A 26,035-nucleotide genomic window follows, 5' to 3' on the forward strand; every position below is an offset into this window, starting at 1 on the left:
TAGCATTTCTTCCACTCCCCTGGCAATCTGGACTTTGACAGAAAATTGCGTACCTCATTACGAAAAAACGGCATTCCAAACCATGATATCATCATTTTGGAATACCGTTTCTAATCCTTTTACTTTTTTTAATACTGCTTTTCTTCCTACAGGAAAATATACTTCAGAATAAACAGTACCGCCAATATATACATCAATACACTAATCTTCTTTTCCTTTGCCTTTCCAGTCAGAAGATTCATTGCTACATAAGCAATCACTCCCATAGAAATACCTTCAGAAATGCTATAGAAGAATGGCATTGCCAAAATACAAATATAACATGGCAGCGCTTCGGAAACATCATTGAAATCAATATTTACAACATTTGTCAACATATAGAATCCAACAACTACTAATGCCGGAGCCGTCGCAAAAGACGGAATCGCAAGGAAGATTGGAGACAGGAACAATGCAAGACCAAACAGAACCGCAGTCGTTACTGCAGTAAGCCCCGTTCTTCCCCCTTCTGTAACACCGGATGCACTCTCTACGAACGTTGTTGTTGTAGAGGTTCCAAGAACTGCTCCTGCCGTTGTTGCTACTGCATCTGCCATCAATGCTCCTTTAATCCGTGGAAGCTTGCCATTTTCATCCAGCATATTTGCTTTAGAAGATACTCCGATCAGCGTTCCGATCGTATCGAACATGTCCACAAATAAAAATGCAAATACAATAACTACAAAATCAAGCGAAAGAATTCCGGAAAAATCCAATTTCCCAAATACCGGTGCAAGGCTTGGAATAGAAAGACCATTGCTGAAATCCGGCAGCAATGAGAAAAAGCCCACTTCCGGGTTCGGTACGTAAATTCCGGTAAGCTGACAGGCAATTCCCAGTCCCCATGTAATCAGAATTCCCCACAAAATATTTCCTTTTACATTCTTAATTACCAAAAGTCCGGTAATGATGATACCGATAATCGCAAGCAATACTGTAATTCCCACATCATTAAACGATGCTGATACGCCATTTACGGTATTGTACTCTTTTAATGAAAAGATCTGGAGAAGTGTTGACCCTCCAATTACGATCTTCGCGTTCTGCAGACCGATAAATGCAATAAACAGACCAATTCCCACGCTGACTGCAGCCTTTAAATTCGTCGGAATTGCGTTGAAAATCGCCTCTCGCACATTGGTCAGAGATAATACGATAAAAATAATACCTTCTACAAATACTGCCGTAAGCGCCAGTTCCCAGCTATATCCCATACCAAGAACCACGGTGTAAGCAAAGTACGCATTCAGTCCCATTCCCGGCGCAAGCGCAAACGGATAATTGGCAAAAAGCGCCATAAGCAACGTTCCCAATAGTGCAGCCAGTGCAGTCGCAGTGAACACAGCACCCTGATCCATTCCAGCTGCCGATAAAATACTCGGATTTACAGCCAGAATATAGGCCATAGTCATAAAAGTTGTGATTCCGGCAAGGATCTCTGTCTTAGTATCTGTACCGTTTTCCTTAAGTTTGAAAAACTTCTCTAACATTTGATTTCCTCCTTCACGTATCTCATTTTTAGATAACATATTCCTATTCTAGCAAAATGGAGCCATAAAGTAAATGGCTCCATCTATTACTTCTCATTATGAGTATTTATCACTATTTTGTATTACTCGCATTCACGAACTGTTTTTCTAAGTGGCAGGATCATTCCCGGCGCTACAGACAGCTCATCGATTCCCATCTCAAGGAATGTTCCGGTAAGGGACAGGTCTGCTGCAAGTTCTCCGCAGATACCAATCCATTTTCCTTCCCGGTGTGCATTTTCTGCCGCTATGCGGATCATGGACAGTACTGCCGGATGATGAGCGTCGTAAAAAGGTTCCAGCTTCTGGTTCTGTCTGTCAATGGCAAGCGTGTACTGCGTCAGATCATTGGTTCCCACACTGAAGAAATCCACCTCTTTCGCAAGCTCATGGCTCACCATAACAGCTGCCGGTGTCTCAATCATCACGCCGATCTCCACATCCTTACGGAAATCTACGCCCTCTTCTGTCAGTTCTTCCTGAACCACCTGAATCATTTCCTTGATCTTCTTCACTTCATCCACGGAAATGATCATTGGAAACATAATAGCAATCTGCCCATAAGCAGAGGCACGATAAAGCGCGCGAAGCTGTGTCTTAAATATCTCCGGCCTAGTAAGGCAGATACGGATTGCACGATATCCAAGAGCCGGGTTTTCTTCCTTGTCCAAACCAAAATATTCTGCCTGCTTATCGGCTCCGATATCCAGCGTGCGGATGATCACACGTTTCCCTGCCATATTCTCCGCCACCTGCTTATACACCTTGAACTGCTGCTCTTCTGTTGGGAAGGACTCACTCTCCAGATAAAGGAATTCACTCCGGAACAGGCCGATTCCTCCAGCATCATTTTTCAGAACAGCTCCTACATCGGACAAATTCCCGATATTGGCATACACATTCACTTTCTGACCACTCTTTGTCACATTCTCTTTGCCCTTTAACTGCTCTAGAAGTTCCTTTTTCTCCAGATCTTCTCTTTGCTTTTTCTGCATAGCTTCCATCGTTCTTGCATCCGGATCAATATAGATCACTCCGTCCATGCCATCTACAACTGCAAGCTTTCCGTCATATTCCTGCTTCAGATCTTCACCAAGGCCGATCACAGCCGGGATGTTCATCGTCCGCGCAAGAATTGCAGTGTGAGAGTTTGAAGAACCATACATCGTAACAAAGGCAAGAACCTTTTCTTTATCAAGCTGTACCGTTTCACTTGGCACCAGATCATCTGCTGCAACGATCACGGGCTCTTTCATCTCTATTGCTCCGTGATCACTGTTAGATAACACTTTGATCAGGCGTTCAGACACATCCTTCACATCTGCAGTTCTTCCCTGCATATAAGCATCATCCATCGCCGCGAACATCGCAGCAAAATTATCTGCTGTCGTTCCCACTGCATACTCTGCATTGACTTCTTGCGTGGTGATCATATTCACAATAGACTCCACATAATCCAGATCCTCCAGCATCATCTGATGGATTTCGAAGATCATGGCATTTGTCTCACCCACATCATCCATTGCCTTGTCATGTAATTGCTGAAGCTCTGCTGACGCCTGTTCTTTCGCTTTTTCAAAACGCTTTATTTCTGCCTCTGTATCTTCTACATGACTTCTCTTGATCGTAATTTCATTTCTCTTATAGAATGAAATCTTTCCAATTGCGATTCCGCCAAATACACTTTTCCCTGATAATGTAATCATTGCTCTCTTCCCTTCTTACAGGTTTCCTTTGAAGAACTGCTCCATTGCCTCTGAAGCTTTTGCCTCATCTTCTCCTTCTACACAAACGGTAATCTCATCTGCCTTCTTTACACCCAGACCCATAACTGCAAAAATTCTCTTAGCATCTGCGCTCTTGTCACCCTTTTTAATCGTAACATTTGATGCGAACTCATTGGCTTTCTTTACAAGAAGACCTGCCGGTCTTGCGTGGATTCCTTCTGGATCTGTGATTACATACTGAAATTCTTTCATGATTGATTCCTCCATTTTCTTTCTTAATTTTATCTTTCTTCTTGTTATCAACTGATTTATTCTGCAACTTTTTTCTTTAAAACACCTAACAGAACTGTGGAAACGACTGTTCCGATCACAAGGGCAAGCAGATACATCATTGCATTTCCCATCACCGGTACGACGAAGATTCCTCCGTGCGGAGCCATCAGCGTACATCCGAATGCCATGGACAGGGCTCCTGCAAGTCCTGAACCGATAATACATGATGGAAGTACATGAAGCGGATCCGCCGCCGCATATGGGATTGCTCCTTCTGTAATAAATGCAAGTCCCATAATGAAGTTCATCGGTCCTGACTCTCTTTCTTCTTTTGTAAACTTATTCTTAAACAGAAGCGTTGCCAGCGCAATGGCACATGGCGGAACCATACCGCCGATCATAACAGCTGCCATGATATCATAATTACCAGATGCGATCGCTGCTGTACCAAATACATAGGCAGCTTTGTTGAACGGGCCGCCCATATCAATTGCCATCATACCGCCAAGGATCAGTCCTAAGATCAGCTTACTGGAACCTCCCATACTTGTCAAACCATTGTTCAGCGCTGTGTTAATTCCTCCCATGACCGGCTCTACGATAAAGGTCATGCCAAGTCCCATGATCAGAATACCGACAACCGGGTAAATAAGTACCGGAGCGATTTTCTCAATTGCCTGCGGAAGCTTATCGCATACTTTCCGAAGTGCGAGAATTACATATCCTGCTGCAAAACCAGCTACCAGGGCTCCTAAGAAACCGGAGGTTCCACTTGCAGCCATCATACCTCCGACGAAGCCCACTGCCAACGCCGGTCTGTCACCAATCGCCATTGCAATAAAGCCTGCAAGTACCGGAAGCATAAAACCAAATGCTACGCCGCCAATGTTTTTGAACATTGCAGCCACTGGTGTGATTGTACCAAAATTTGCACGTTCTGCAACAGATAAGGAATTGATATCCACCAACATACCGTCAAGAAGGAAGGCAATTGCGATCAAAATACCGCCGCCTACTACGAAAGGAAGCATATGCGATACACCGTTCATCAGCTGTGTATAAATCTTATGACCTACGCTGCCACCGCTCTTTGCGGCCTGTTTCTTCTCTCCGCCGGCGCTGCTTTTGTATACCGGAATATTACCGGAAATGGCAAGCTCTACTAATTCATCTGCCTTATTGATTCCGTCAGACACCTGACGTTCGATCACTTTTTTTCCATCAAAGCGATCCATAGGAACCTGCGCATCCGCTGCAACAATAATGCAGTCCGCCGCTTTAATTTCTTCTTCTGTCAGTACATTTTTTGCTCCGCCGGAACCTCTTGTCTCTACTTTTATAAAGCAGTTTTTGGCTTTCGCCGCTTTTTCAATTCCTTCTGCCGCCATATACGTATGCGCAATTCCGGTCGGGCAGGACGTAACCGCCAGAATTTTTACCTGATCTTCTTTTGCCTCTTCCACATCGGCCAGTCGTTCGTCCACACTCTTCTTCTCTTCATCTGCCTGATCAATGATGGCAAGAAATTGTTCCGGTGACTCTGCCTTTCGAAGATTTTCCGTAAATGTCTCATCCATCAACATCATGGATAACTTACTTAGCACATCCAGATGTACATTATCCTCTGTATTTGGTGCTGCGATCAAGAACAACAATGTTACCAAAGCTCCGTCTAAGGAATCGAAATCTACACCCTCACGGATCACCATTGCGGCAAGTCCCGGACGTTCTACCGCGTCACATTTGCCATGTGGAATCGCAATTCCTTCTCCAATTCCGGTGGTACTTTCTTCCTCTCTTGCATAAACTTGTTTTTTATAAGCCTCCTCATCCTTAATCTTTCCACTTTTTACCATAAGAGCAACTGCCGCATCAATGGCTTCCTGCTTGCTCTTAGGCGCTGTATCCAGTGAGATACTTCTTTCATCCAATAAATCTGTAATTCTCATGCTTCTTTCCCTCCTGCAATTTTTATTACCTGTTCATATACTTGATCAATCTCTTCCTTTACTGCCAGCTGCTCGGAAAATGCACTTGCACTTCCGGCTGCAACACCCATGCAGAACGCATGCCGGTATTCCTTTCTTTCCATCCAGCCTGCCATAAACCCGGCGACCATAGAATCTCCGGCGCCTACTCCATTTTTTAAAACTCCTTTTGGAGCCGGTGCGTCATAAATCTGTCCATCTGCGGCAATCAGAACTGCCCCTTCTCCTGCCATCGAGATCAGCACATTCTCTGCACCCATTTTCTGAAGCTTCTTCCCGTATGGAACAACCGATTCTCTCGTCTTTAATTCCACACCAAAGATCTCGCCTAATTCATGGTTGTTAGGCTTGATCAGAAATGGGTGATACGGAAGCACCTTAAGAAGCAGATCCCGTGTGGCATCCACCGATATCAAAACTCCCTTATCCTTCAGATGCTCCATAATTCTCTGATACGTATCACTGGGCATAGAAGCCGGAATACTTCCAGACAAGAAGAGCACATCTCCTTCTCCCAGTTCCTCCAGTTTTTCCATAAGTTTTGCCATCTTATCTTCACTGATAGACGGTCCCTGACCGTTGATCTCTGTTCCGTCTATGGATTTTAGCTTCACATTGATCCGTGTAAACCCTTCCGGAATCTCAAGAAAGCCACTCTTTACGCCCAGGCTCTCCAACCGTTTTATGACTTCTTCTCCGGTAAACCCTGCCACAAAACCAAGCGCTGTGTTATCAATGCCCAGATTCTTAAGCACAATGGAAACATTGATTCCTTTTCCTCCCGGAAGAAGAAGCTCCGAGCTTGTGCGATTGGTAAGGCCAAGTTTAAAGTCTGCCACAGAGACAATGTAATCCAGTGACGGATTAAACGTAACTGTGTAAATCATTGATTAGACCTCCATTATATTTGCATATTTTCTATAAGTAACATCCTGAAGCTTTGTAGTGATCAGCTGTGCTGACTGGAAATCAGCAAAAGTTACCGATGATATCTGGCTGATCTTGGATGCATCTGCCAATACATAGCACTTCCTGCATTGCTGCATTGCCTTTTCTTTTACAAGAGCTTCCGTAATATCCGGCGTTGTATATCCGGAAACTGCGTCTGCTCCGTTCGTTCCAAAGAAGCCCTTTGTAAAATGATATTTTTTCAGCCCTTCTACCGCCTCAGCTCCGACAATCGCTTCTGTAACCGCCTTCAGCTCTCCGCCGATCAAAAAGACCCGCATTCCTTTCTTCAGCAGCTTCTGCGCATGGCTTACAGCGTTGGTCACATATAGCGCACCCGTCTCTGTAATATAATCAATCATTACATCCACACTGCTTCCTGCATCCAGATATATAAAATCTTCCTCCCGGATCAGACCTGCTGCGTATTTCCCAATCACAGCCTTTTCTTCTTTATTCAGAGTACTTCTCAAAGAAAGATCTGCATCTCTTGTCATTGTTTCTGACTCTGCTGCCGCAGCGCCGCCGTGAACCTTGATCAATGCACCTCTTTGATGCAATGTCGTAAGATCTCGGCGGATCGTGGATTCAGAAGTCTCTAACAAAGCAGTCAGTTCCTGAACGGTAACGGTCTTCTTTTCATTTACAATTTTTAATATTTCCCGAAATCTCTCTTCCGCCAGCATATTCTCCCTCCTTTTTCTCCCTGTTCTCTTTTTATTTTCAGTCATTTTCTTTCAATATCATTCATCTTCAAATCCATAATACAATCATTTTCAGTCATAGTCAACTACTTTCAGTCAAAATACCTTCCAAAATATTTCACTATCTTTTATGCATAATGCATAAAAAAACCATCATGCTTATCTTTCGACTCCATGATGGTTTTTATTCTCAATGAATATGGTTAAATATTATGAAATTTTACTGAATCTCTCGGATCTTCTTGCGAAGTCCCAGTACCTGTCCCGGCGCTACAGACAGTTCGTCAATACCCAAAGAAATAAAGTACTCTGTCATCTCCAGGTCTGCCGCCAGATCTCCGCAGATACTAATCCGCTTATCCTCCAAATGTACGTTGTTTGTAATGATACGGATCATCTTCAAAAGTGCCGGATGATGGGCATCGTAATGTCCCTCCAGTCTTTCATTTAAGCGATCCATTCCTAAAGTAAACTGGCTTAAATCATTCGTTCCGATGCTGAAAAAATCTGCCTCTCTTGCCAGTTCGCCACTGATCATAACCGCTGCCGGCGTCTCAATCATCACACCAACTTGAATATTTTCATTGTAAGAGATCTTCTTCTCTTTTAATTCCTTTTTTGCTTTCTCCAGCTGTCGCTTTGCCTGACGCAGTTCCTCAATCGAAGAAATCATCGGGAACATCACTGCAATATTGCCATACATGGATGCCCGCAGAATCGCCCGCAAGTGAGTGCGGAAAATTTCATCCTTCTCCAGCATGACACGGATTCCCCGATATCCCAAAGCCGGATTGGGATCTCCATTAAGATCTAGGCAATTCACCTGCTTGTCTCCTCCTAAATCTGCTGTTCGGATTACAACCCGTTTCTCCCCCATGGCCTCTGCCGCCAATCGGAACACCTGGAACTGCTGTTCTTCTGTAGGCGGCTTTGTTCCGCTCTCCATATACAGGAATTCACTTCGGAACAGTCCGATTCCTCCGGCGTCACTTCGGATCACATTTTCAATATCCTCTCTGGTACCGATATTGGCGCAGACGTCAATTTTCTGTCCGCTCTGAGTGATATTTTCTTTTCCCTTCAGACGCTCCAGATTTACCGTCTGGGTATGATCGATCTCCTGTCTTTGCTTCATCTTACTGATGGTGGTATAATCCGGTTCAATATAAACCTTTCCTTCAAATCCATCGACAATAATTGTCTTTCCATCGTAATCTTTCTTTAACGCCTCTCCAAGACCGATCACCGATGGAATGCCTTTCGTACGCGCCAGAATTGCTGTATGGGAATTGATCGTTCCGTAACGAGTCACAAATCCCAACACCTGCGTCTTGTCAAGCTGAACCGCCTCACTTGGATATAGTTCTCCCGCTGCTAATATGAAGGGTTCATCGGTCAGCATCTTATCCTTCCAGGTTCTGGAAAGAATCCGAAGCACACGGGTTGCTACGTCTTTGACGTCCACATCCCGCCCCTGCACATAATTTTTTTCCTTCTCGGCTGCAGTGGCAATGAACTCTTCTGTTGCCTTCTGCATCGCATACTCGGCATTTAATTTATGTTCCACGATAATACCGGTAATCTGGTCAATATAGTCTGTATCCTCCAGAATCATCTGCTGCATCTCAAAGATTGCCGCATTGGCATCTCCTACCTCTTTTGCGGCAGTGTCGTAGAGAATCTTAAGCTCCAGCAAAGCCTTTTGTCTTGCCTTCTGAAACCGCATAACTTCCTTCTCTACATCCTTTACATAAATACGGCGGACTTCCTTGGTATCCCGCTTATAAAAATTCAGCTTTCCAATGGCAATCCCTTCGGACACCTTTTTCCCTGTTAATGTAATCATACAAACTTATCCTTTACTCTATTTTTCTCCAAATTTAAAGTCATTTAAACAACTATACTTTACACGCTCCCTATTCGTTCGTCAAGGAAAATGATTACGCAAACAGAGGAGTTGACAGGTACCTTTCTCCGGTATCCGGTAAGATAACAACAATGTGTTTTCCGGCATTTTCCGGACGCTTTGCAAGTGCGATTGCCGCATGAAGCGCTGCTCCTGAAGTAATGCCTGTCAGTACCCCCTGCTTTCTTGCCAGCAGTCGGGCAGCCTCATATGCTTCTTCCTCTTTTACCTTGAAGACCTCATCATAGATTTGTGTATCTAAAATTTCCGGAACAAAACCTGCCCCGATTCCCTGAAGTCCATGAGGCCCTTTCTCTCCGCCTGAGAGAACCGGAGAACCTTCCGGCTCCACAGCCACCACCTGAACCTTCGGATTCTTCTCTTTTAAGAAGCGTCCCGTTCCCGTCACGGTTCCTCCCGTTCCTGCTCCTGCCACAAAGATATCCACCGCTCCCTCTAGGTCTTCCCAGATTTCCGGTCCTGTCGTCTCGTAATGTGCCTTTGGATTAGCCGGATTTACGAATTGACCCAGCACCATTGCATTTTCCATCTCACGCGCCAGTTCTTCCGCTTTCCGAATGGCGCCGTCCATACCTGCCTTGCCATCCGTCAAAACAATCTCTGCTCCATATCCTTGCAGCAGCTTTCTTCTTTCTATACTCATAGTCTCCGGCATGGTAAAAATTGCCCGGTATCCTCTGGCGGCCGCAATAGAAGCAAGCCCGATTCCGGTATTTCCACTGGTCGGCTCAATAATCGTTGCCCCCGGCGCCAGAAGTCCTTTTTCTTCCGCGTCCCGAATCATAGATAATGCCACTCTGTCTTTGACACTTCCCGCCGGATTGAATAATTCCAGTTTCACATAAATTCTGGCAGCAAGTCCCAGTTCCTTCTCAATTCCTTCCACCTCCATAAGTGGTGTCTTTCCAATCAATTCCTCTACACTGTGATAAATATTTCCCATCTTTGTTTCCTCCTGTTTCTATTTTCCTGCTCGTTTTGCTGCATTGCTCCTTCAATCATGGATGAATCCTTTCATCGACTTTTCCCCTCGTGTTTTTATTATATTACGATTCCCCATGTTTTCAATATATGTCCGCAAATTCCTAATCCGTTTTTTAAATATTTTTCTTTATTATACGTAAAAATGTACTAATAAAATCTTTGTGAAATATAGAAAAAAGAATGTCGAATGCATTGACTTTTTTATTAACATGTGCTAATCTGACGAAGTATAATCTATAAATTTATTTTATAGATTGTCTCACTTATATTATCTAATTTTTATGGAGGTATCATAATGAAAGGTACAGTAAAATGGTTTAACAACCAAAAAGGCTACGGTTTCATCTCTGATGAAGCAGGCAACGATGTATTCGTACACTACTCTGGTCTGAACATGGAAGGCTTCAAGTCTCTGGAAGAAGGGCAGGAAGTAGAATACGATGTAACTGAAGGCGCTAAGGGACCTCAGGCAGTCAACGTAACAAAACTTTAATCCCAGCACTAATCGGAATTTAGATGTACCTTTTATATATTATAAACTGAAGTTTGATTTTGATATTTAAAAGTAATACACGAAATGAGATTATGAAAAGACCAGGCAGCTATTTTGCTTCCTGGTCTTTTCATTTCCCGATCAATACTTTTTATGATCTTGACCTTTATCCTTTGCTTTTATTTAGGCTTCCGAATCCTGTACCCGCTTTTTCGTAATATTCAAAACCACGTTGACACCGAGTGGATTCACCGCCGTACCGTTCATCTCATCCGTCAGCATCTCCGGAATTTTAATGCTGTCCACTGCAAATGGGCGGAACTTTCCTTCTCGGTTGAATTTATGGAATTCTTCGATATCCGTAAATACCGGAAGGAATAACTTCCCTTCCTTATTCTTTACAGCGCCAAGTCCCTTCTCCTGATCTACAGCTACCAAAAATCTTCCTTTTTGGAATGCGGCCATCATCTCTTCATTCCATTCCTTCATCTCATCTGTCATGCCTGCAGATGGATTCCTACGAAGCTCCTGCATAAGATAAAGCGCAGTCAGGTGCATCTGGGGATTTTCTACCCGTTCTTTTCCCTCTTCTAATTCCTGATTTGATGTTCTCTTAATCAGATCACTAAGCTGTACGGAAAACTCCTGTTCTGTCCCACGGCCTGCCAGAAGGCAGTTTACGCCAATTGGGTACAAACTGGTATAAAAGTTCAGGCGATGCTCTTTTTCAATCTTTACAATCTGAACCGCATAATGCTCTTTCATAAGTTTTTCTGCTTCCCGTCTGGCATCCTCCTCGGAAAAAAACAGCAGCACTTCATCATCATAGGTTTCCGGATCGCAGAATACCTGCGGCATCTTGGTATACATAGACATCAGCGCATACAGCTCTGGCGCATCCTTTAACATCATCAGCTGTCTCAAAAATTCCTGCTTTGTTACTTCTCTCTCACTCATCTTGTCCTCTTTTCCGGCTCTTTTTCTCTATCGAAAAAAAAGCCTCGTATGCTTCTTACTAGCATACCACAATCCACCTGTAAATTACAAGTCATCTATCAGGGCACTGCTCTTTGCATAAGCCGTGCTTTTCGCCTCAAAGAAATCCGTCTTAATCATATTGGCATTGGAAAACTGACTCACCCATGCCATACTGTCCGGCTCTTTTTCATGTCCTTCATAGATTGGAGCAAATCCAAGTCCCATACAGCGCAGATTTCCCAAGTACTGAATATAATCTGTCACCATCTCCTGATTCAGCCCCTTAATCTCATCTCCAATCACATAATGTCCCCATCGGATTTCCTGCTCGCAGCCCTCCCGGATCATAGAGCGATAAACTTCCACCTTTTCCTCTGTGAAAAGTTCCGGCTCCTCCTTTTTTAATTCCATCAGAATATTCCGAAACAGCCACAGATGTGTATTCTCATCCCGGTTAATATAGCGAATCTCCTGCACTGAGCCGGGCATCTGATGATTTCGTCCCAGGTTATAAAAAAACATAAATCCGCTGTAAAAATAAATGCCTTCCAGAATATAGTTGGCAATCAGGGTGCGCACCAGCGCTTCCCCACTTTGCTCCTCTTGAAACTCATTATAAAGATTACCGATAAATTCATTTCTGGCAAGCAGATGTTCATCTTCCTTCCATTGGTACAACACCGTGTTACGCTCCTGCGGCTCACAAATCGTATCTAACATGTAACTGTAGCTCTGACTGTGCACCGCTTCCTGAAACGCCTGAATAGACAGGCACAAATTAATTTCATTGGCTGTCACATATGCCCCGATATTCGGAAGATTCGCCGTCTGGATACTGTCCAGGAAAATTAAAAACGATAATATCTTATCGTAGGCTCTTCGTTCCGCTTTTGGAAGTTTCCGGTAATCCTTCACATCCACTCCCAGATTGATTTCTTCCGGTACCCAAAAATTATTCATCGCCTGCCGGTACCAATCGCTGACCCATTCATATTTCATATGGTTAAAATCATTCAAATTTGTAGAATTTCCGCCGATCATCCGGCGCTTATGTACCTCTGTATCTCCCAGTGGATTAAACAATGGTTTCTTCGTTAACTTGGACATTCTCTTCCTCCTGTTTGCTAAGTTCATTAGGATGAACACACTTCACATTCTTCAACCTCCAGACTTCTGGATCTGATATAATAAATCGTCTTCACACCTTCTTCCCATGCGAGAAGATAAAGATTCAACACCTTACGGAACGTGTACTCATTGGTAATATAAAGATTCATACTCTGTGCCTGATCGATATGACGCTGTCTTACTCCACAGGCGCGCACCGACCAGGTCTGATCAATATGATGCGCATTTTTATAATACCAATAGGTATCCATAGACAGATCCGGTGCCACTCGCGGCATCAGGCCATTCTTTTTTTCCTCCAGGAAATAACGGTTCATCACCGGATCCAGTCCAGCGGTCGTTCCTGCAATAATACTGGTACTGCTGGTCGGCGCTACTGCCATAAGATAGCCATTCCGAAGCCCATATTCTGCCACTTCCTCCTGAAGCTTTCTCCATGCATCGTCCGTTAACCCCCGTTCTCTAAAATAATCCCCTGTCTGCCAGGTACTTCCCTCGAAATACGCATAGCATCCTTTTTCCTTCGCGATCTTGCAGCTTGCCTTTACCGCAGCATAATGAATCTTCGAAAAAACACGTTCTGCGAATGCAAGATGCTCTTCACTTTCCCAAGCGATTCCCCTTTTGGCCAGCATATGATGATATCCGCTGACTCCAAGTCCCACCGGCCGGTACTTTTCATTGTTGATCTTCGCATATGGAACCGGGAAAAAGTTCAGATCAATGACATTATCAAGCGCACGCACCACACTTTCCGTCACTTCTAGAACTTCTGCATCATCTTCCAGATTAAGCCTTCCCAAAGACAGACTTGCAAGATTGCAGACCACGAACTCTCCCGGCTTTGTAACCGTTACCACAACCGTCTCGCCGTCCACCGTTTCGATCCGCTGCTCCACCTGATCAATGGCACTCATGTTCTGTGCAATTTCTGTACAGAGATTGCTACAGTAAATCATTCCCTTATGTCGATTTGGATTTGCTCGATTGACTAGATCCCGATTAAATGTAAACGGGGTTCCTGTCTCCACTGCGCTTCGAATAATCATACGAATCACATCCTTGATCGGAATCACTCGCTTCTGAATCCGTTTATCCTGCACGCAGTCTAAGTATTTCTCCGTCCATTCTTCTCCAAAGCAGTCTTCTAATGCATATCCTTTTACCGTCAGGATCTCATGTGGACACATCAGATACCAGTCCCCTTCAATATGATCCCTGGCCTGCTGCCAGAAGTAATCAGGATAACAGACGGCCGGAAATACATCGTGAGCTTTCATACGGTCATCTCCATTATTGGTACGCAGATTCAAGAATTCCGGAAGATCCCGATGCCAGGCATCCAGGTAAACAGCAACTGCTCCCTGGCGCACCCCCAGCTGATCCACTGCCACTGCGGTATCGTTCGCCAGTCTGATCCACCTGATCACACCGCCTGCGGCGCCTTCAAATCCCCGAATCGCACTGCCGCTTGCCCGCACTTTTCCAAAATACATTCCCATACCGCCACCAAATTTACTTACTTTGGCAAAATTATCGATACTCCGGTAAATCCCATCCAGGCTGTCCGGCACCGTGTCAATAAAACAAGATGAAAGCTGATGGTAAGGTTTTCTTGCATTGGATAAAGTCGGGGTTGCCATCGTCACCTTCAGTTCGCTTAACATATCATAGAAACGCCGAACCCACCGTTCTCGTTCAACCTTCTCCTTCATAGCAAGATGCATGGCAATGCCCAAAAACATTTCCTGGGGTGATTCCATCGGCACTCCTTTTCCGGTACGAATCACATATCTTCCAAGTAAAAGGGAGAGTCCAGAATAGTTAAACAGATCATTCCGACTCTCATCCAAAAATTCCGACAACCGTTTCACTTCTTCCTCGCTGTAGGCTTCAAGAATATACGCCCCATAAAGCCCCTGCTCTGTCAGATACTTAAGGTTCTCATAAAAGCTGTGAATCTGACACTTCTTCCTGTTTTCTTCAAGCTCCCGATTAAATTCCAGCATCAGAAGCCTGGCTGCAATCATTTCCCATTTGGGTGCCTCCTGCGTCGTCAGCTCCACCGCTGCCCGGATCAACATGGAAAATCTCTCTTTCTGTTCCATTCCCGGCTTTACAAAAGTCTGATACTTTTTATACAAATGCTCCAGTGCGTACTCTTCCTGCGGATATTCTTTCTGAATTTTCCTAAGCGTCTGCGTCAATTCTTCCATCTCTTCAAACGTTTCTATCCTAATTTTTTCTTCTATCTTACTAATCTCCATTCAAATGCTCCTCCATTTATCTACGTTTTCCCATTATACCCTCACTTCTCTTCGAATTCAAGATTCATTCTCATAATTTCAAGGCACTGTACATAGAATAAAGCAATCATCCTTTCAGGAGTTCTTATGCTGCGTGAAAAACTATCCTTTCGACTCTTCTGTAAACTTGGTTCTGTTCTTCTCTTGTTCACCTGCTGTTTCCTTGCAGGGCAGTATGCGGGCAAATATACAAAAGAAAAGGCGGAAGAAACTACTTCTTCCGCCTTTTCCGGCTCTGGGACTGCCCCTGCTTCCGAAAACTGGGGCTTAAGCTTTCCTAAGGAAGGAGCGTCTCCTCAGGCAAATGCCACCCCCGAAGAGCTTTCTGCTTCCTGGGCCTATTACATTGGGAATCCGAAAGAAAAGGTCCTCTACCTTACTTTCGACTGTGGATTTGAAAACGGCAATACACCTGCCATCCTCAAAGCGTTAAAAAAGCACCACGCTCCAGCCACCTTTTTCGTCGTCGGAAACTTTCTGGAAACCAGCCCCGATCTCATCCGACAGATGCGAAAAGACGGTCATATCGTTGGCAACCATACCTTCCATCACCCGGATATGTCAAAAATTTCCACCAAAGAAGCATTTGCCAAAGAGCTCTCTGATGTAGAAAAGCTCTATCAGGAAATCACCGGGGAAGAGATGACCCGCTTTTACCGTCCGCCCCAGGGAATCTATAGTCCTGGGAATCTTCAAATGGCAAAGGAGCTTGGCTATCGCACCTTCTTCTGGAGCCTTGCCTATGTGGACTGGTACGAAGACAATCAGCCAACGAAAGAGGAAGCCTTCGCCAAGCTCTTACCCCGCGTCCATCCAGGTGCTGTCGTGCTGCTTCACAACACGTCTGACACCAATGCGGAAATTCTCGATGAACTACTTGGCAAATGGGAAGATATGGGATATTCTTTCCGCTCCCTTGAAGATCTGATCAAAGAATAACAGAACTTTTATTCTACCGTCACAGACTTTGCCAGATTCCTTGGTTTATCCACATCACATCCGCGTCCAACAGCGATATAGTAGGCAAACAGCTGAAGCGGAATAATAGCCAGGGAGTTGGCAAAGTAAGGATTGGTTTCCGGAATATAGATCACATAATCTGCCGCACGTTCTACTTCCGTATTCCCTTCGCCGGTCACCGCCATCACAAATGCCCCACGGGTCCGCACCTCTTCCATATTGCTGATCATTTTCTTATAAAGTTCCTTCTGCGTCAGAACTGCCGCCACAAGTGTTCCTTCTTCCACCAGTGAAATCGTACCATGCTTTAATTCTCCTGCCGCATATGCTTCGGAATGAATATAAGAAATCTCCTTTAATTTCAGGGAGCCTTCCATAGAAATCGCATGGTCAATACCGCGTCCAATAAAGAACACATCTTTCGCTGCCAGATATCGGTTGGCAAATTTCTGAATATTTTCCTTGTTATTTAAAAGCATTTCTACCTGTGCCGGAAGGGCTTTCAAGTCCTCCAGCATAGACGCTGTCTCTTCCTCACTCAATCGTCCTTTTACCTGCGCAAATTTCATAGCAAGAAGATACATAGAAATCAGCTGCGCAGAATAGGCCTTCGTCGTTGCAACGGCAATCTCCGGTCCTGCCCAAGTGTACATTACATTATCCGCTTCTCTTGCGATTGAGCTTCCTACAACATTAACAATTCCCAGCACCCTTGCCCCTCTCTTTTTCGACTCTCTTAAAGCCGCCAGGGTATCCGCCGTCTCTCCGGACTGACTGACAACAATCACCAGCGTATGCTCATCCAGAATCGGATTACGGTACCGGAATTCCGATGCCATATCCACTTCTACCGGAATCCGTGCCAGTCCCTCCAGAATATACTTGCCGCTATATCCTACATGCGATGCAGATCCGCATGCTACAATCATAATCTTCTGAATATCTCGAATCTCTTCTTCTGACATTCCCAGTTCTTCAATCACAATCCTGCCATCCTTAATCCGTGGTGAAAATGTATCCGCAATTGCTTTTGGCTGTTCATACATCTCTTTCAGCATGAAATGCTCATATCCGCCTTTCTCTGCTGCATTTACATCCCACTCAATCCAGGTAGACTCCTTTTCCACCGGTTCTTCATCTACCGTAAAGAATTCCATAGAGTCAGCCGTCATCCGTACAATTTCTTCATTCTCAATAAAGTATACATTCCTGGTATATTTCAGTACAGCCGGAACATCAGATGCCAGAATACTTCCTCCGTCCGTATGCCCTACGATCAGCGGACTGTCTTTTCGTACCGCATAAAGCTCCTCCGGATGATCCTGAAAGATAATTCCTAATGCATAAGACCCTTCCATCCGATGCATAATCTTCGTCACTGCCTGCAATGGATTCCCATCGTAATAATAATCCAACAGGTGAGCTATCACTTCCGTATCCGTCTCAGACACGAACTCATAGCCCTTCTTTTCCAGCTTCTTCTTTAACTTCAAGTAATTCTCAATGATTCCATTATGCACAACCGCAATATTCTTCGCTTTATTAAAATGAGGATGTGCATTGATATCAGAAGGTGATCCATGGGTCGCCCATCTGGTATGACCGATTCCCAGCATTCCCGGAAGCGTCTCACCAGCATGTGTCAACTCATTTAACACTTTCAGTCGTCCTCTTGATTTGACCATCTCTATCGTCTCACCATTGTATATCGCCATACCTGCTGAATCATATCCTCGATACTCCAATTTTGATAATCCATCCAAAAGGATCGGCGCCGCCTGTTGATTTCCAATATATCCCACAATTCCACACATAAGTCTGCTCCTTCTTGCTTTTGCTTGTTTTTGAGTTTCTTATTTGTACAAAAAGCTATTTTTTTTGCACTATGCGGTTTATTGTAGCAAATCTCATTCTATCTGTAAAGTAAGATTTTAAAAAGCGCTGCCTTTTCAAAGCAAAAACTCACAAAAAAAGAAGGGTACACTTTTGCACCCTCCCTATGTCTTATCGCTTAATCGATATCGATGAAATCCACCTTAAAGGTATCATCCTCTTCCATATGACCACGTTTCTTGTTCGGCTGACTGCTGAGCAAATCATCTAGATCATCAATCAGATCTTCCGGCTCATCGTCATAATCATATCCTTCCGCCTCATAATCATTATAGTCATCAAAATCATCTTCGTAATCGTCAAACTCTTCATCATAGTCGTCGAAAGCTTCAAAGTCATCTTCACCGTCCAAAGAAATGCTCGTCGTCTCCACCGGTGTACGAACCGCCGGTTTATCCTTTGCGCCGCCAGCTTTCTTGTCTGCACGTCCCTGATTTGGAGCCTGTGTTTCCTCTTCTTCCAGATCAATTCCATACTCATCATACAGATCATCCAGTTCCAAGTTCCGATGACGAAGCTTCACTGCAACCACAATCAGAACAATAACCAGTACCAGAAGGACGATTCCAGCCAGAATGACTACGATATCCAAAAAGTCCTCAACAAATCCAAGAACCTTTCCCCAAATTCCCTTCGGAGATGATGTGTCTTCCTCCGCAGTTTTTGCCGATGCTGCAGCCTTATTGTATCTCTGATAGGTTTTATCTACCGTATCATACTGATACAATGCTTTTTTACCATCTGCATTCAATGCGTAGACCATATAGTAATCTGCATTTTCTGTATTCTGCCATGCAGTAAATTCTTTTCCATTCAGCGTCAGCGTTGTCTCCTGATACTCTTTTGGCACCTTCACACTGCCGTCATCCCGCAGCATAATCAGGTAACGCCCTTGAGCAATCTCCACCTCTTCAAATGGTGCAAATGTACCCTTGTCACTATTATACATGAAGAAATCCGCATCTCCGCCTGCTGCCGGTGCAAGATACATCGCAGACTCTCCGCTGGCTTCCTGCGTAATCACTTCACAGGTCGTTCCTTCAAAAGTAACCTCACCTCTCACAAATCCTTCCGGAATCAATGCATCGGAAAAACCACCTGAAATGGTATAAGAAACTCCGTCTACCTCCACCTGCGGACCTTCTCCTGAAGCTGCCGGTGTCTCGCCCTCTGCCGGTTCCTCTGCAATCAAAGACGGATCCCCAGGGCCAATAGTAACTGCTGAACTTCCCTTGGTAATCTGCATTGCAGTCGGGGAAGTATCCGTACCTTTCACATTAGAAACCTCAATCTTGGTTGTTCCTTCTGCCAAAGCCTGGAATTTCAATACAAACTCCATAGAACTTCCACTGCCGTTTCCAGTTAATGTAATCGTTCCATCTCCGCCAGTTGCTTGATCTCCACTCTGAAACTTCAGCATACTGGAATCATAGGTCAACGTTGCTTCAAATGACTGTACATTCGCCTGCGCCGACAGTTTTGCAGTCACTTCAACTTCCGCTCCAACCGTAGTGGAAGGATCTGTAAACCGAAGCTCTGCCGGTGCGGCATACGCCACCATAGAAAGCGCCGGACATAACATACACGCCATGACCAATGCTGCCAATACTTTCTTCATTCTCTTCATGTATCTTACCTCTTTTTCTATACTCCGAAACTCTTCTTGTCTCTGTCTTTTTTACTAAACGGTGCCACTGCCAGTGCCGCCCGTGCTGCCTCCATCGGTTCCGCCCGTACCGCCGCCGGTTCCCGTATCACCACCAGTGCCGCCCGTATTTCCGCCGGGGCCTCCTGTATCACCGCCAGTACCGCCTGAACCTCCTGTGTTGCCTCCTGGGCCGCTTGGTCCTCCGCCGGTTCCTCCGGTATTTCCACCAGTGCCGCCCGTGGTTCCACCTGTATTTCCGCCGTTATTTCCCGTCGTTGTGTTTCCTGTTTGGCCACCGCCGGAATTTCCAGTACCGCCAGTTCCTCTCTCGCTGTCCTGTGGCTGCTGCATAACGCCCTGCGTTTTCTCGTCAACATCCGCTTCCCTGTCTCCGGCTTTCGACACAATCTTACTGCTGATTGACGTCACCGTAGAGGACGGTGTATATCCTTCTGTATCCCCATAGAAGAATTCGTGAAGCTTCTTTACGTTATCTTCCAAAGTCACCGGTATTACCACGCTTCCGATATTAGACAACGTATCTGTGGACTTATCAAACGGGAATCCTACGGTTTCCCCTAATTGATAATCAAATGCATCCTTGGCATACTCCAAAATCTCTGCCAATGTAAAGTTGGTAGATACTTCCGGAAATACCTTGTCAATGATCTTATTAATCTGAGAAAGGCTTGCATTCTGCAGTTTCCCGACAATCTTGGTAAGCACGTCTCTTTGCCGCTCCGCACGCTTAAAATCGTCACCTGCTGTATAACGAATTCTTGAATAAGCAGTTGCCTGCACACCGTTTAACGTCTGCAGTCCCGGCTCTGTCACTCCAGGCGATACTCTGCCGGTTACATCCATAATCTCCATTGCATATCCGCAGATATAGGAAATTTCTTCTTCCTGTACATCAATTTCTACACCGCCGACCGCATCAATCACATCGATCAGGGCATCAAAATTCACCGTCACATAATGCTCGATATCCATATCCAGATTCCGGTTCAGCATAGCAATCGCATCTTCCGGACCGCCAAATGCATAGGCTGCATTCGCTTTATTCAAGGTTCCGTCTTTCTGTTCCAGCATCGTATCACGGTAAACAGAGGAAATCTTAACCTCCAAAGTCTCCCGATTCAGACTTGCGATCATAATGGTATCGCTTCTGGTATCTTCCTCCATATCGCCTTCCCTGGAATCCACGCCAAACAATGCGACGTTCAAATAACCTGTCCCGCGCTCTCTCGCCTCTTCCGACACACTTAGCTCCTCGGGATCCAGCTTTACTGTCTCTATCTTTGATAATTTACTTGCCAGAATCACTGCGCCCGCTGTCGCCACCAGCGCAACCGTTCCTCCAAGAATGGCTCCAATCTTCCTTCCTAATGACCAGGAAGCAAATCCTCTTCTCCTTGATCTGCGCCCCCGCCGATAGTGCCTTCTTTTCTTTGCCATTATCTTATATCCTTTCTTCACACCGTACTTCTGGTAACACCTCTCCCTATATTACCCCATTTTCCGACAAACTTCAATTAAAAATAGAGATTTTTCGGCTATCCCCCCCAATATGTCGTGCTCATTGAACAGAACTTTACTATCCACAGTGGTAATTTTCTGTAATTCTGCCCTAATTTATACCCCAAATACTTACAACCACTTTTGTATATCAGTACCGGTATCAGCCACGGTTTCCGAATTTTCATCAGATAAGATGCCGTCTTTTTCACCAGCCGGATTCCCTCACTCTCTGAACGGATTCCTTCAAACACTTCCGGGTGGTCTGTCTGAGATACCGCCAAATCAAAGTTACGATGAAACTGCTGCCTTCCGGAATAAGTATGCGAATGAATCACCCTCGCTTCTGCCGCATACGCCACCTGATAGCCCGCCAGAATCATCTGCCCCGCCAGAATCATGTCCTCATTGAAAATCGTTTTCTTGGTGAACCCCCCCATCTTCTCATAGATATCTCTTCGATATGCCGCGCAGACATCCGAGCAGAAAAAAGTTTTGATTCCGAGTTCTTCCAAATCCTCTTTCCTTTTTATCCGGCTTCTGTCCGGATAATTAAAGGCACGGGTATAACGCTCAATTACATCGCAGTCCTTATTTGGAAGCTGTCTTGCATAGGCTGCACCTGTTTTCTCATCCAGTAAAAGCGGACGAACCAATTCCTCGATCAGCTCTTCATCTGCCGGAACTGCATCCTGCGTCATGTAGACGACTACCGGGGCATCCGTAAGGCGCATCCCCAGATCACGAGTTGCTCCATGGTCAAACTCCTCCGGTTCAATGTGTGTCACAATCACTCCCGGCATCCGTTCTACTTCCTCCGGGAAATGATCCGACTTTGTATTAATCACATGGATGTGACGAATTCGCCGTGTCTGCCTTCCCAGACGCTTTAACAACTGATTAAACTTCTCATCCGGTCGATAAGTGGGAATCACAACATCCACATTAATTTCCATCTTCTTTTTCCTCACTTTTTTCTTTTCTATTCTTATCGTATCCCACAAACAGATACATCATGCCTGTCAGAATCAGCCAGAACCAGGTAGTCGGATTACTAAACCAGGTGGTAAAGAAGGAAAGTCCAAGATAAATAGCAATCTGCCCATAGAACAAATATGCAATCGGATTGCGGCTCTTCTTCACAATACTTGCCAATACTTTTGCAACTCCACCTAAGAGCGCTGCAAACAAGCAGACCCCTATGATTCCGAAATCATAGTACGCATCATAAAACATGGTCAGCGTAGTCAACTCCGGTTTCGTCAAAAACAGCGGAGACGATATCAGCTGTGGAAATACAAACTTTAATCCCGTCAGTGCAAACAACGGAAACAGCATCCGGATTCCCCAGGTGTGTTCCGTCAGACCCACAACCATACAGTTAAAATTCTCAAAATTATTTGCCACGTAAATATATGGCTGAGTGATAAAGATTGGCATCTTATCCCACTTCATCTCGAAGATGCTGTTCAAATATGCCACATCATGGTTCCGAAATATAGTCAGAATCACATAGATCGGGATCATCGCCACCAGCAGAATCACCATGGTACGAAGGCGGATTCTTTTGTTTACCATAATATATGTCACCACTGCAAATCCTACCGCAAATAAAAGCTGGAATCTGGATACGCATAAAAAAGGAATTGCAAGCGCCGTCACATTTGCAAATGCAATTGCAAAAAATTCTCCTTTTGCAAGCCGTCCGCTGACCTTCCGATACAGCACCGTAATCGCTGGAACCAGAATACAGCTAATGGTAAAGTAATGAACTCCCGATACATGAAAATAGGAGTACGCATGTGGTTTATCGGAAAATACCGGAATAAATCCCACCTTTACCGCCTCGAATGCAAAGCACAGGATAGACACCACTGCCAGCCCCATAATACAAAGAAACAGCCTCTTCTTTTGTGTCTCATTTTTTTCCAGTTCAAATTCTCTAACTTTGACGTACTTCTGACCCCACTCATATCCGATTCCAAACACCAGATAAATAAGCCCAAAACAAAGCCAGGTAATATAATGCCAGTCCGTCTGCAGTTCACTAAGCTTTAAACAGGCAATTCCCTGCCCGCCGACCCAGGACAGTGTAAACAGCGCCCGCATCTCTACCACGCTTCCACTTTCCCGTACCCAGTGTACATAGAGATAGAGCGCTTCTATAATTAAAAGCGCTCCTGACAACAGATGCAGTCCCGCAAGGGAAGCAATATAACTGGCAAAGTATGCCAGCATATAAGTACCATATTCCATTATAATTTTATTGCGTTCCCTCATCATGCACATCTCCTTCAAATGTTGTGTTCAAAGCCTCTGTCTCTTCTGTAATATCCGTCAGGTAAATAATCTCATCATTGATTTGCTGTACCTTCTCCGACGGAACATAAGCCTCTTCTCCAAATAATTCCCGATGAAGCTGTTCTACATTGGAGCGAAGACCGATCGGAACGACATAAGATCCGTTGTGTTCTCTCACACTCTCATCCGTCGTTACCTGATATGGGAATCCTCCCGTCTGTACAATATTATAATCCATAATGTTCGCTGCAAATCCCATCATATCTTTCAGAGTCAGATTGGTAGAAATCTGCGGGAACACCTTATCTACAATTTCATTCAATGTCAAAAGATTTGCTTTCTTCGCTTTTTCTGCCACCTTCTGCAGAACAACTCTCTGACGCTCGGTTCGTTTAAAATCATTTCCATCCGTATATCGAATTCTGGCATAACCCACCGCATGAACCCCGTCCAACAGCTGAGTCCCGGCTTCTTCCTTGATCGGCTTCATCTCTTGACCAACCACCTGTGCGGTTTCAAAAGCATATCCATTGCTGTAAAAAGCCTCTTCCTGGGTCATATCAAGTTCAATTCCTCCCAGCGAATCAATCACATCCACCAATGCATTAAAATTGACACTGACATAGTTCTGGATATCCAGATCAAAATTTCGGTTCAGAAGGCTGATCGCCTCTTCCGGACCTCCCCGGTTATAAGCCGAATTGGCCTTTTCATAGGTTCCGTCTGCCTGCTGCAGCAGAGTATCTCGATATACAGACACCAGCTTGACATCATTCGTCTCATTATTGATGCTGGCAATCATAATACAGTCACTCTGCACACCGCCGTCCAATTCACCCTCTCTGGAATCCAGTCCAAAGAGTGCAATATTCGTATACGGTCCGGTATCCCGGTAAGCCTCCAATTTGTCCTTATCTAAGATATTAATATCCAGCTTATCCAGCTTAAAAATTCCATAAGCTGTAGCGCAGAGCACCAGCAGGATAATGACCTCCACCGTCAGAAGCGCAATTCTTTTCCTTCTTCTCTTTCTGCGAAGTTTTCTGCGTTCTTCCGGCGTCATTCTTCTTTTCATTCGTTGCTTTTTCTTCTTGCTCATTCATTCTCTCCTAACGAAGACTAGTATGCATTCTTATTAATAAATCCTTTAAAAAATGTCAAAAACAAGATTTTAAAGTCAAGGCCCAGCGTCCAGTTCTCAATATAGTAAAGATCATGGTCAATTCTTCCTCGAATCGAAGTATCTCCCCGATATCCATTCACCTGTGCCCATCCGGTTAATCCCGGACGCACCTGATGCTTCACCATATAACGGGGAATCTCTTCCTGGAACTTCTCCACAAACTGCGGACGCTCTGGACGCGGCCCTACCAGACTCATATCTCCCTTCAACACATTGATAAGCTGTGGGAGTTCATCAATACTCGTCTTTCGGATGAACTTTCCAATCGGCGTTACCCGCGGATCGTTCTTCGTTGTCCATCCCTTCTTTTCTTTTGCTTCTTCCTGCACTACCATAGAGCGGAATTTATACATATAAAATGGTCGATTCTGGTATCCAATCCGTTCCTGTTTAAAAATCAGCGGTCCTGGTGAAGTGAACTTAATAATCATTGCCACGACTGCCATTACCGGTGAAAACAGCACCAACGCCACCACGGCGCCAAAAATGTCTATACATCGCTTAGAAAACGCATTTAACGCATTGCTAAGTGGTACGTGACGGATATTGACAACGGGAAGACCAAGCAGATCTTCTGTGTACGGCTTCGTCGGAATAATATTGTTGTAATCCGGAATAAACTTGGTGTGTACCCCGGACTTTTCGCACATACTTACAATATGCTCCAACTTATGATACTCCGAAAGTCCCAGCGTAATCGCAATCTCATCCAGACAATTCTCCGGAAGGATAATCGTAAGATTCTCTGTTCTTCCAATCACCTTCACTCCCTTATACTCTGTTCCCCGCGGAACATTATCTGCCAGAATCCCCCGGATCGTGTACCCCCATTCCGGATTCGCTTTGATCCGGTCGATATACTGCTCTGCCGCACGACTATAGCCAATCAACAGAATATGCTTCTGGTTATATCCGTTCTTCCGAAGATTCCGAAGCGCCTCACGGATAATATTGCGAACCGTCACTTCCGTAAACACGTTGGTACAGAAGAAAATAAAAATCATCTTTCTGGAAAAGTCAGGCTGTTTCATCAAATATAACAACAGAATAAACGCCATAACACCGATCGCGTTCGCCTGAATAATATGCCATGCTTCCAGCCGTCTTCCCTGGACGCGCTTCGGCGTATACATCTGAAAAATATAATACAGAATCAGATACATCGGCACAATCACGATCAGAATCTTCATATACTCCTGAAGTGACAGAAACCATGGATCCAATTCAAAAATCCCACTTTTAAATCTAAGATACCATGCAGCCACATACGAAAATATCATTACAGCCGCATCGATTACAACATGAAGTCTATTCAATAATTTTTGATTATCTTTAATCAATTTTCCCACCCATTTTTCACTAGATATTGTAGTCAAGGCGCAAAAAAGCCATCGCCATCACTACATTATCTTTTATAATACAATAATTTACCAGAAACGACAACCCATTACATGTAGTTTTTCTTAACATTTCTTAATATTTTCGCAACATTTACCAGAAGATCAGAA

At 44.6% G+C, this 26,035-nt stretch carries 20 protein-coding genes; 2 read left to right on the top strand and 18 right to left on the bottom strand.

The genetic code is table 11. The features are described 5' to 3' along the window. Positions 1-146: 146 nt before the first annotated feature. From C0979_RS07975 to cysK, 8 genes are all read right to left on the bottom strand, one after another. Positions 147-1,529, bottom strand: coding sequence for an NCS2 family permease (locus tag C0979_RS07975; RefSeq protein WP_101695458.1), 1,383 nt, complete (start codon positions 1,527-1,529; stop codon positions 147-149). 122 nt (positions 1,530-1,651) lie between these two features. Next, entirely contained in the window at positions 1,652-3,274 is a 1,623-nt protein-coding gene (ptsP, locus tag C0979_RS07980; protein WP_101695459.1) for a phosphoenolpyruvate--protein phosphotransferase, read from the bottom strand. Positions 3,275-3,289: 15 nt separating this feature from the next. Beyond that, the gene (locus tag C0979_RS07985; protein WP_101695460.1) at positions 3,290-3,547 is read right to left on the bottom strand and encodes an HPr family phosphocarrier protein; all 258 of its coding nucleotides are present in this window, start codon (positions 3,545-3,547) and stop codon (positions 3,290-3,292) included. A 56-nt stretch (positions 3,548-3,603) separates the two neighbouring features. Then, complete coding sequence (locus C0979_RS07990) at positions 3,604-5,517, bottom strand: PTS fructose transporter subunit IIABC (protein ID WP_101695461.1); 1,914 nt, start codon at positions 5,515-5,517, stop codon at positions 3,604-3,606. Then, entirely contained in the window at positions 5,514-6,443 is a 930-nt protein-coding gene (gene pfkB, locus C0979_RS07995) for a 1-phosphofructokinase (protein ID WP_101695462.1), read from the bottom strand. Before pfkB ends, C0979_RS07990 begins: the two co-directional genes overlap by 4 nt. 3 nt (positions 6,444-6,446) lie before the next feature. Next, entirely contained in the window at positions 6,447-7,190 is a 744-nt protein-coding gene (locus C0979_RS08000; protein WP_101695463.1) for a DeoR/GlpR family DNA-binding transcription regulator, read from the bottom strand. Between the two features lie 238 nt (positions 7,191-7,428). Beyond that, positions 7,429-9,054, bottom strand: coding sequence for a phosphoenolpyruvate--protein phosphotransferase (ptsP, locus tag C0979_RS08005; protein ID WP_101695464.1), 1,626 nt, complete (start codon positions 9,052-9,054; stop codon positions 7,429-7,431). A gap of 94 nt (positions 9,055-9,148) precedes the next feature. Then, positions 9,149-10,078 carry a cysteine synthase A gene (gene cysK, locus C0979_RS08010; RefSeq protein WP_101695465.1) on the bottom strand — a complete coding sequence of 310 codons (930 nt, stop codon included), beginning with the start codon at positions 10,076-10,078 and terminating at the stop codon, positions 9,149-9,151. Between the two features lie 336 nt (positions 10,079-10,414). On the opposite strand from cysK, the gene C0979_RS08015 reads away from it, so the two are divergent. Then, entirely contained in the window at positions 10,415-10,612 is a 198-nt protein-coding gene (locus C0979_RS08015) for a cold shock domain-containing protein (protein WP_101695466.1), read from the top strand. Positions 10,613-10,795: 183 nt separating this feature from the next. On the opposite strand, the gene C0979_RS08020 is transcribed toward C0979_RS08015, so the two are convergent. From C0979_RS08020 to C0979_RS08030, 3 genes are all read right to left on the bottom strand, one after another. Further along, the gene (locus C0979_RS08020; protein WP_101695467.1) at positions 10,796-11,569 is read right to left on the bottom strand and encodes an SseB family protein; all 774 of its coding nucleotides are present in this window, start codon (positions 11,567-11,569) and stop codon (positions 10,796-10,798) included. A gap of 84 nt (positions 11,570-11,653) precedes the next feature. After that, a complete protein-coding gene (locus C0979_RS08025; RefSeq protein WP_101695468.1) occupies positions 11,654-12,697 on the bottom strand; it encodes a ribonucleotide-diphosphate reductase subunit beta in 1,044 nt (347 codons plus the stop codon). A gap of 26 nt (positions 12,698-12,723) precedes the next feature. Beyond that, the gene (locus C0979_RS08030) at positions 12,724-14,985 is read right to left on the bottom strand and encodes a ribonucleoside-diphosphate reductase subunit alpha (protein WP_101695469.1); all 2,262 of its coding nucleotides are present in this window, start codon (positions 14,983-14,985) and stop codon (positions 12,724-12,726) included. Positions 14,986-15,111: 126 nt separating this feature from the next. On the opposite strand from C0979_RS08030, the gene C0979_RS08035 reads away from it, so the two are divergent. Beyond that, on the top strand, positions 15,112-15,963 hold the full coding sequence (locus C0979_RS08035) for a polysaccharide deacetylase family protein (protein ID WP_101695470.1): 852 nt from the start codon (positions 15,112-15,114) through the stop codon (positions 15,961-15,963). An 8-nt stretch (positions 15,964-15,971) separates the two neighbouring features. On the opposite strand, the gene glmS is transcribed toward C0979_RS08035, so the two are convergent. The 7 genes from glmS to C0979_RS08070 all read right to left on the bottom strand — a co-directional run bounded on the left by glmS (position 15,972) and on the right by C0979_RS08070 (position 25,867). Next, on the bottom strand, positions 15,972-17,798 hold the full coding sequence (glmS, locus tag C0979_RS08040) for a glutamine--fructose-6-phosphate transaminase (isomerizing) (RefSeq protein WP_101695471.1): 1,827 nt from the start codon (positions 17,796-17,798) through the stop codon (positions 15,972-15,974). 197 nt (positions 17,799-17,995) lie between these two features. Continuing rightward, the gene (locus C0979_RS08045; protein WP_101695472.1) at positions 17,996-19,504 is read right to left on the bottom strand and encodes a cohesin domain-containing protein; all 1,509 of its coding nucleotides are present in this window, start codon (positions 19,502-19,504) and stop codon (positions 17,996-17,998) included. Between the two features lie 54 nt (positions 19,505-19,558). Further along, positions 19,559-20,983: an LCP family protein gene (locus C0979_RS08050; RefSeq protein ID WP_101695473.1), complete on the bottom strand. Its 1,425-nt coding sequence runs from the start codon at positions 20,981-20,983 to the stop codon at positions 19,559-19,561. Positions 20,984-21,081: 98 nt separating this feature from the next. Next, entirely contained in the window at positions 21,082-21,999 is a 918-nt protein-coding gene (locus tag C0979_RS08055) for a glycosyltransferase family 2 protein (RefSeq protein ID WP_101695474.1), read from the bottom strand. Further along, complete coding sequence (locus C0979_RS08060; RefSeq protein WP_101695475.1) at positions 21,989-23,323, bottom strand: O-antigen polymerase; 1,335 nt, start codon at positions 23,321-23,323, stop codon at positions 21,989-21,991. The genes C0979_RS08055 and C0979_RS08060 overlap by 11 nt, the downstream gene beginning before the upstream one ends. Next, entirely contained in the window at positions 23,307-24,443 is a 1,137-nt protein-coding gene (locus C0979_RS08065) for an LCP family protein (RefSeq protein WP_101695476.1), read from the bottom strand. The genes C0979_RS08060 and C0979_RS08065 overlap by 17 nt, the downstream gene beginning before the upstream one ends. Before the next feature lie 20 nt (positions 24,444-24,463). Then, positions 24,464-25,867 (bottom strand): undecaprenyl-phosphate glucose phosphotransferase, encoded by a 1,404-nt coding sequence (locus tag C0979_RS08070; RefSeq protein WP_101695676.1) that lies wholly within the window; start codon positions 25,865-25,867, stop codon positions 24,464-24,466. Positions 25,868-26,035: the final 168 nt, after the last annotated feature.

The sequence above is a fragment of the Dorea phocaeensis genome, assembly GCF_900240315.1.
Lineage (GTDB): Bacteria > Bacillota > Clostridia > Lachnospirales > Lachnospiraceae > Dorea_B > Dorea_B phocaeensis.

Bases quoted from the DNA above. Each gene is read 5' to 3' on its own strand.
- C0979_RS07990 (WP_101695461.1), bottom strand. From the start codon at position 5,517: ATGAGAATTACAGATTTATTGGATGAAAGAAGTATCTCACTGGATACA.
- C0979_RS08045 (WP_101695472.1), bottom strand. From the start codon at position 19,504: ATGAAGAGAATGAAGAAAGTATTGGCAGCATTGGTCATGGCGTGTATG.
- ptsP (WP_101695459.1), bottom strand. From the start codon at position 3,274: ATGATTACATTATCAGGGAAAAGTGTATTTGGCGGAATCGCAATTGGA.
- cysK (WP_101695465.1), bottom strand. From the start codon at position 10,078: ATGGGAAATATTTATCACAGTGTAGAGGAATTGATTGGAAAGACACCA.
- C0979_RS08050 (WP_101695473.1), bottom strand. From the start codon at position 20,983: ATGGCAAAGAAAAGAAGGCACTATCGGCGGGGGCGCAGATCAAGGAGA.
- C0979_RS08030 (WP_101695469.1), bottom strand. From the start codon at position 14,985: ATGGAGATTAGTAAGATAGAAGAAAAAATTAGGATAGAAACGTTTGAA.
- C0979_RS07975 (WP_101695458.1), bottom strand. From the start codon at position 1,529: ATGTTAGAGAAGTTTTTCAAACTTAAGGAAAACGGTACAGATACTAAG.
- C0979_RS08035 (WP_101695470.1), top strand. From the start codon at position 15,112: ATGCTGCGTGAAAAACTATCCTTTCGACTCTTCTGTAAACTTGGTTCT.
- ptsP (WP_101695464.1), bottom strand. From the start codon at position 9,054: ATGATTACATTAACAGGGAAAAAGGTGTCCGAAGGGATTGCCATTGGA.
- pfkB (WP_101695462.1), bottom strand. From the start codon at position 6,443: ATGATTTACACAGTTACGTTTAATCCGTCACTGGATTACATTGTCTCT.
- C0979_RS07985 (WP_101695460.1), bottom strand. From the start codon at position 3,547: ATGAAAGAATTTCAGTATGTAATCACAGATCCAGAAGGAATCCACGCA.
- glmS (WP_101695471.1), bottom strand. From the start codon at position 17,798: ATGTGTGGAATTGTGGGATATATTGGAAATCAACAGGCGGCGCCGATC.
- C0979_RS08055 (WP_101695474.1), bottom strand. From the start codon at position 21,999: ATGGAAATTAATGTGGATGTTGTGATTCCCACTTATCGACCGGATGAG.
- C0979_RS08015 (WP_101695466.1), top strand. From the start codon at position 10,415: ATGAAAGGTACAGTAAAATGGTTTAACAACCAAAAAGGCTACGGTTTC.
- C0979_RS08000 (WP_101695463.1), bottom strand. From the start codon at position 7,190: ATGCTGGCGGAAGAGAGATTTCGGGAAATATTAAAAATTGTAAATGAA.
- C0979_RS08065 (WP_101695476.1), bottom strand. From the start codon at position 24,443: ATGAGCAAGAAGAAAAAGCAACGAATGAAAAGAAGAATGACGCCGGAA.
- C0979_RS08060 (WP_101695475.1), bottom strand. From the start codon at position 23,323: ATGAGGGAACGCAATAAAATTATAATGGAATATGGTACTTATATGCTG.
- C0979_RS08025 (WP_101695468.1), bottom strand. From the start codon at position 12,697: ATGTCCAAGTTAACGAAGAAACCATTGTTTAATCCACTGGGAGATACA.
- C0979_RS08020 (WP_101695467.1), bottom strand. From the start codon at position 11,569: ATGAGTGAGAGAGAAGTAACAAAGCAGGAATTTTTGAGACAGCTGATG.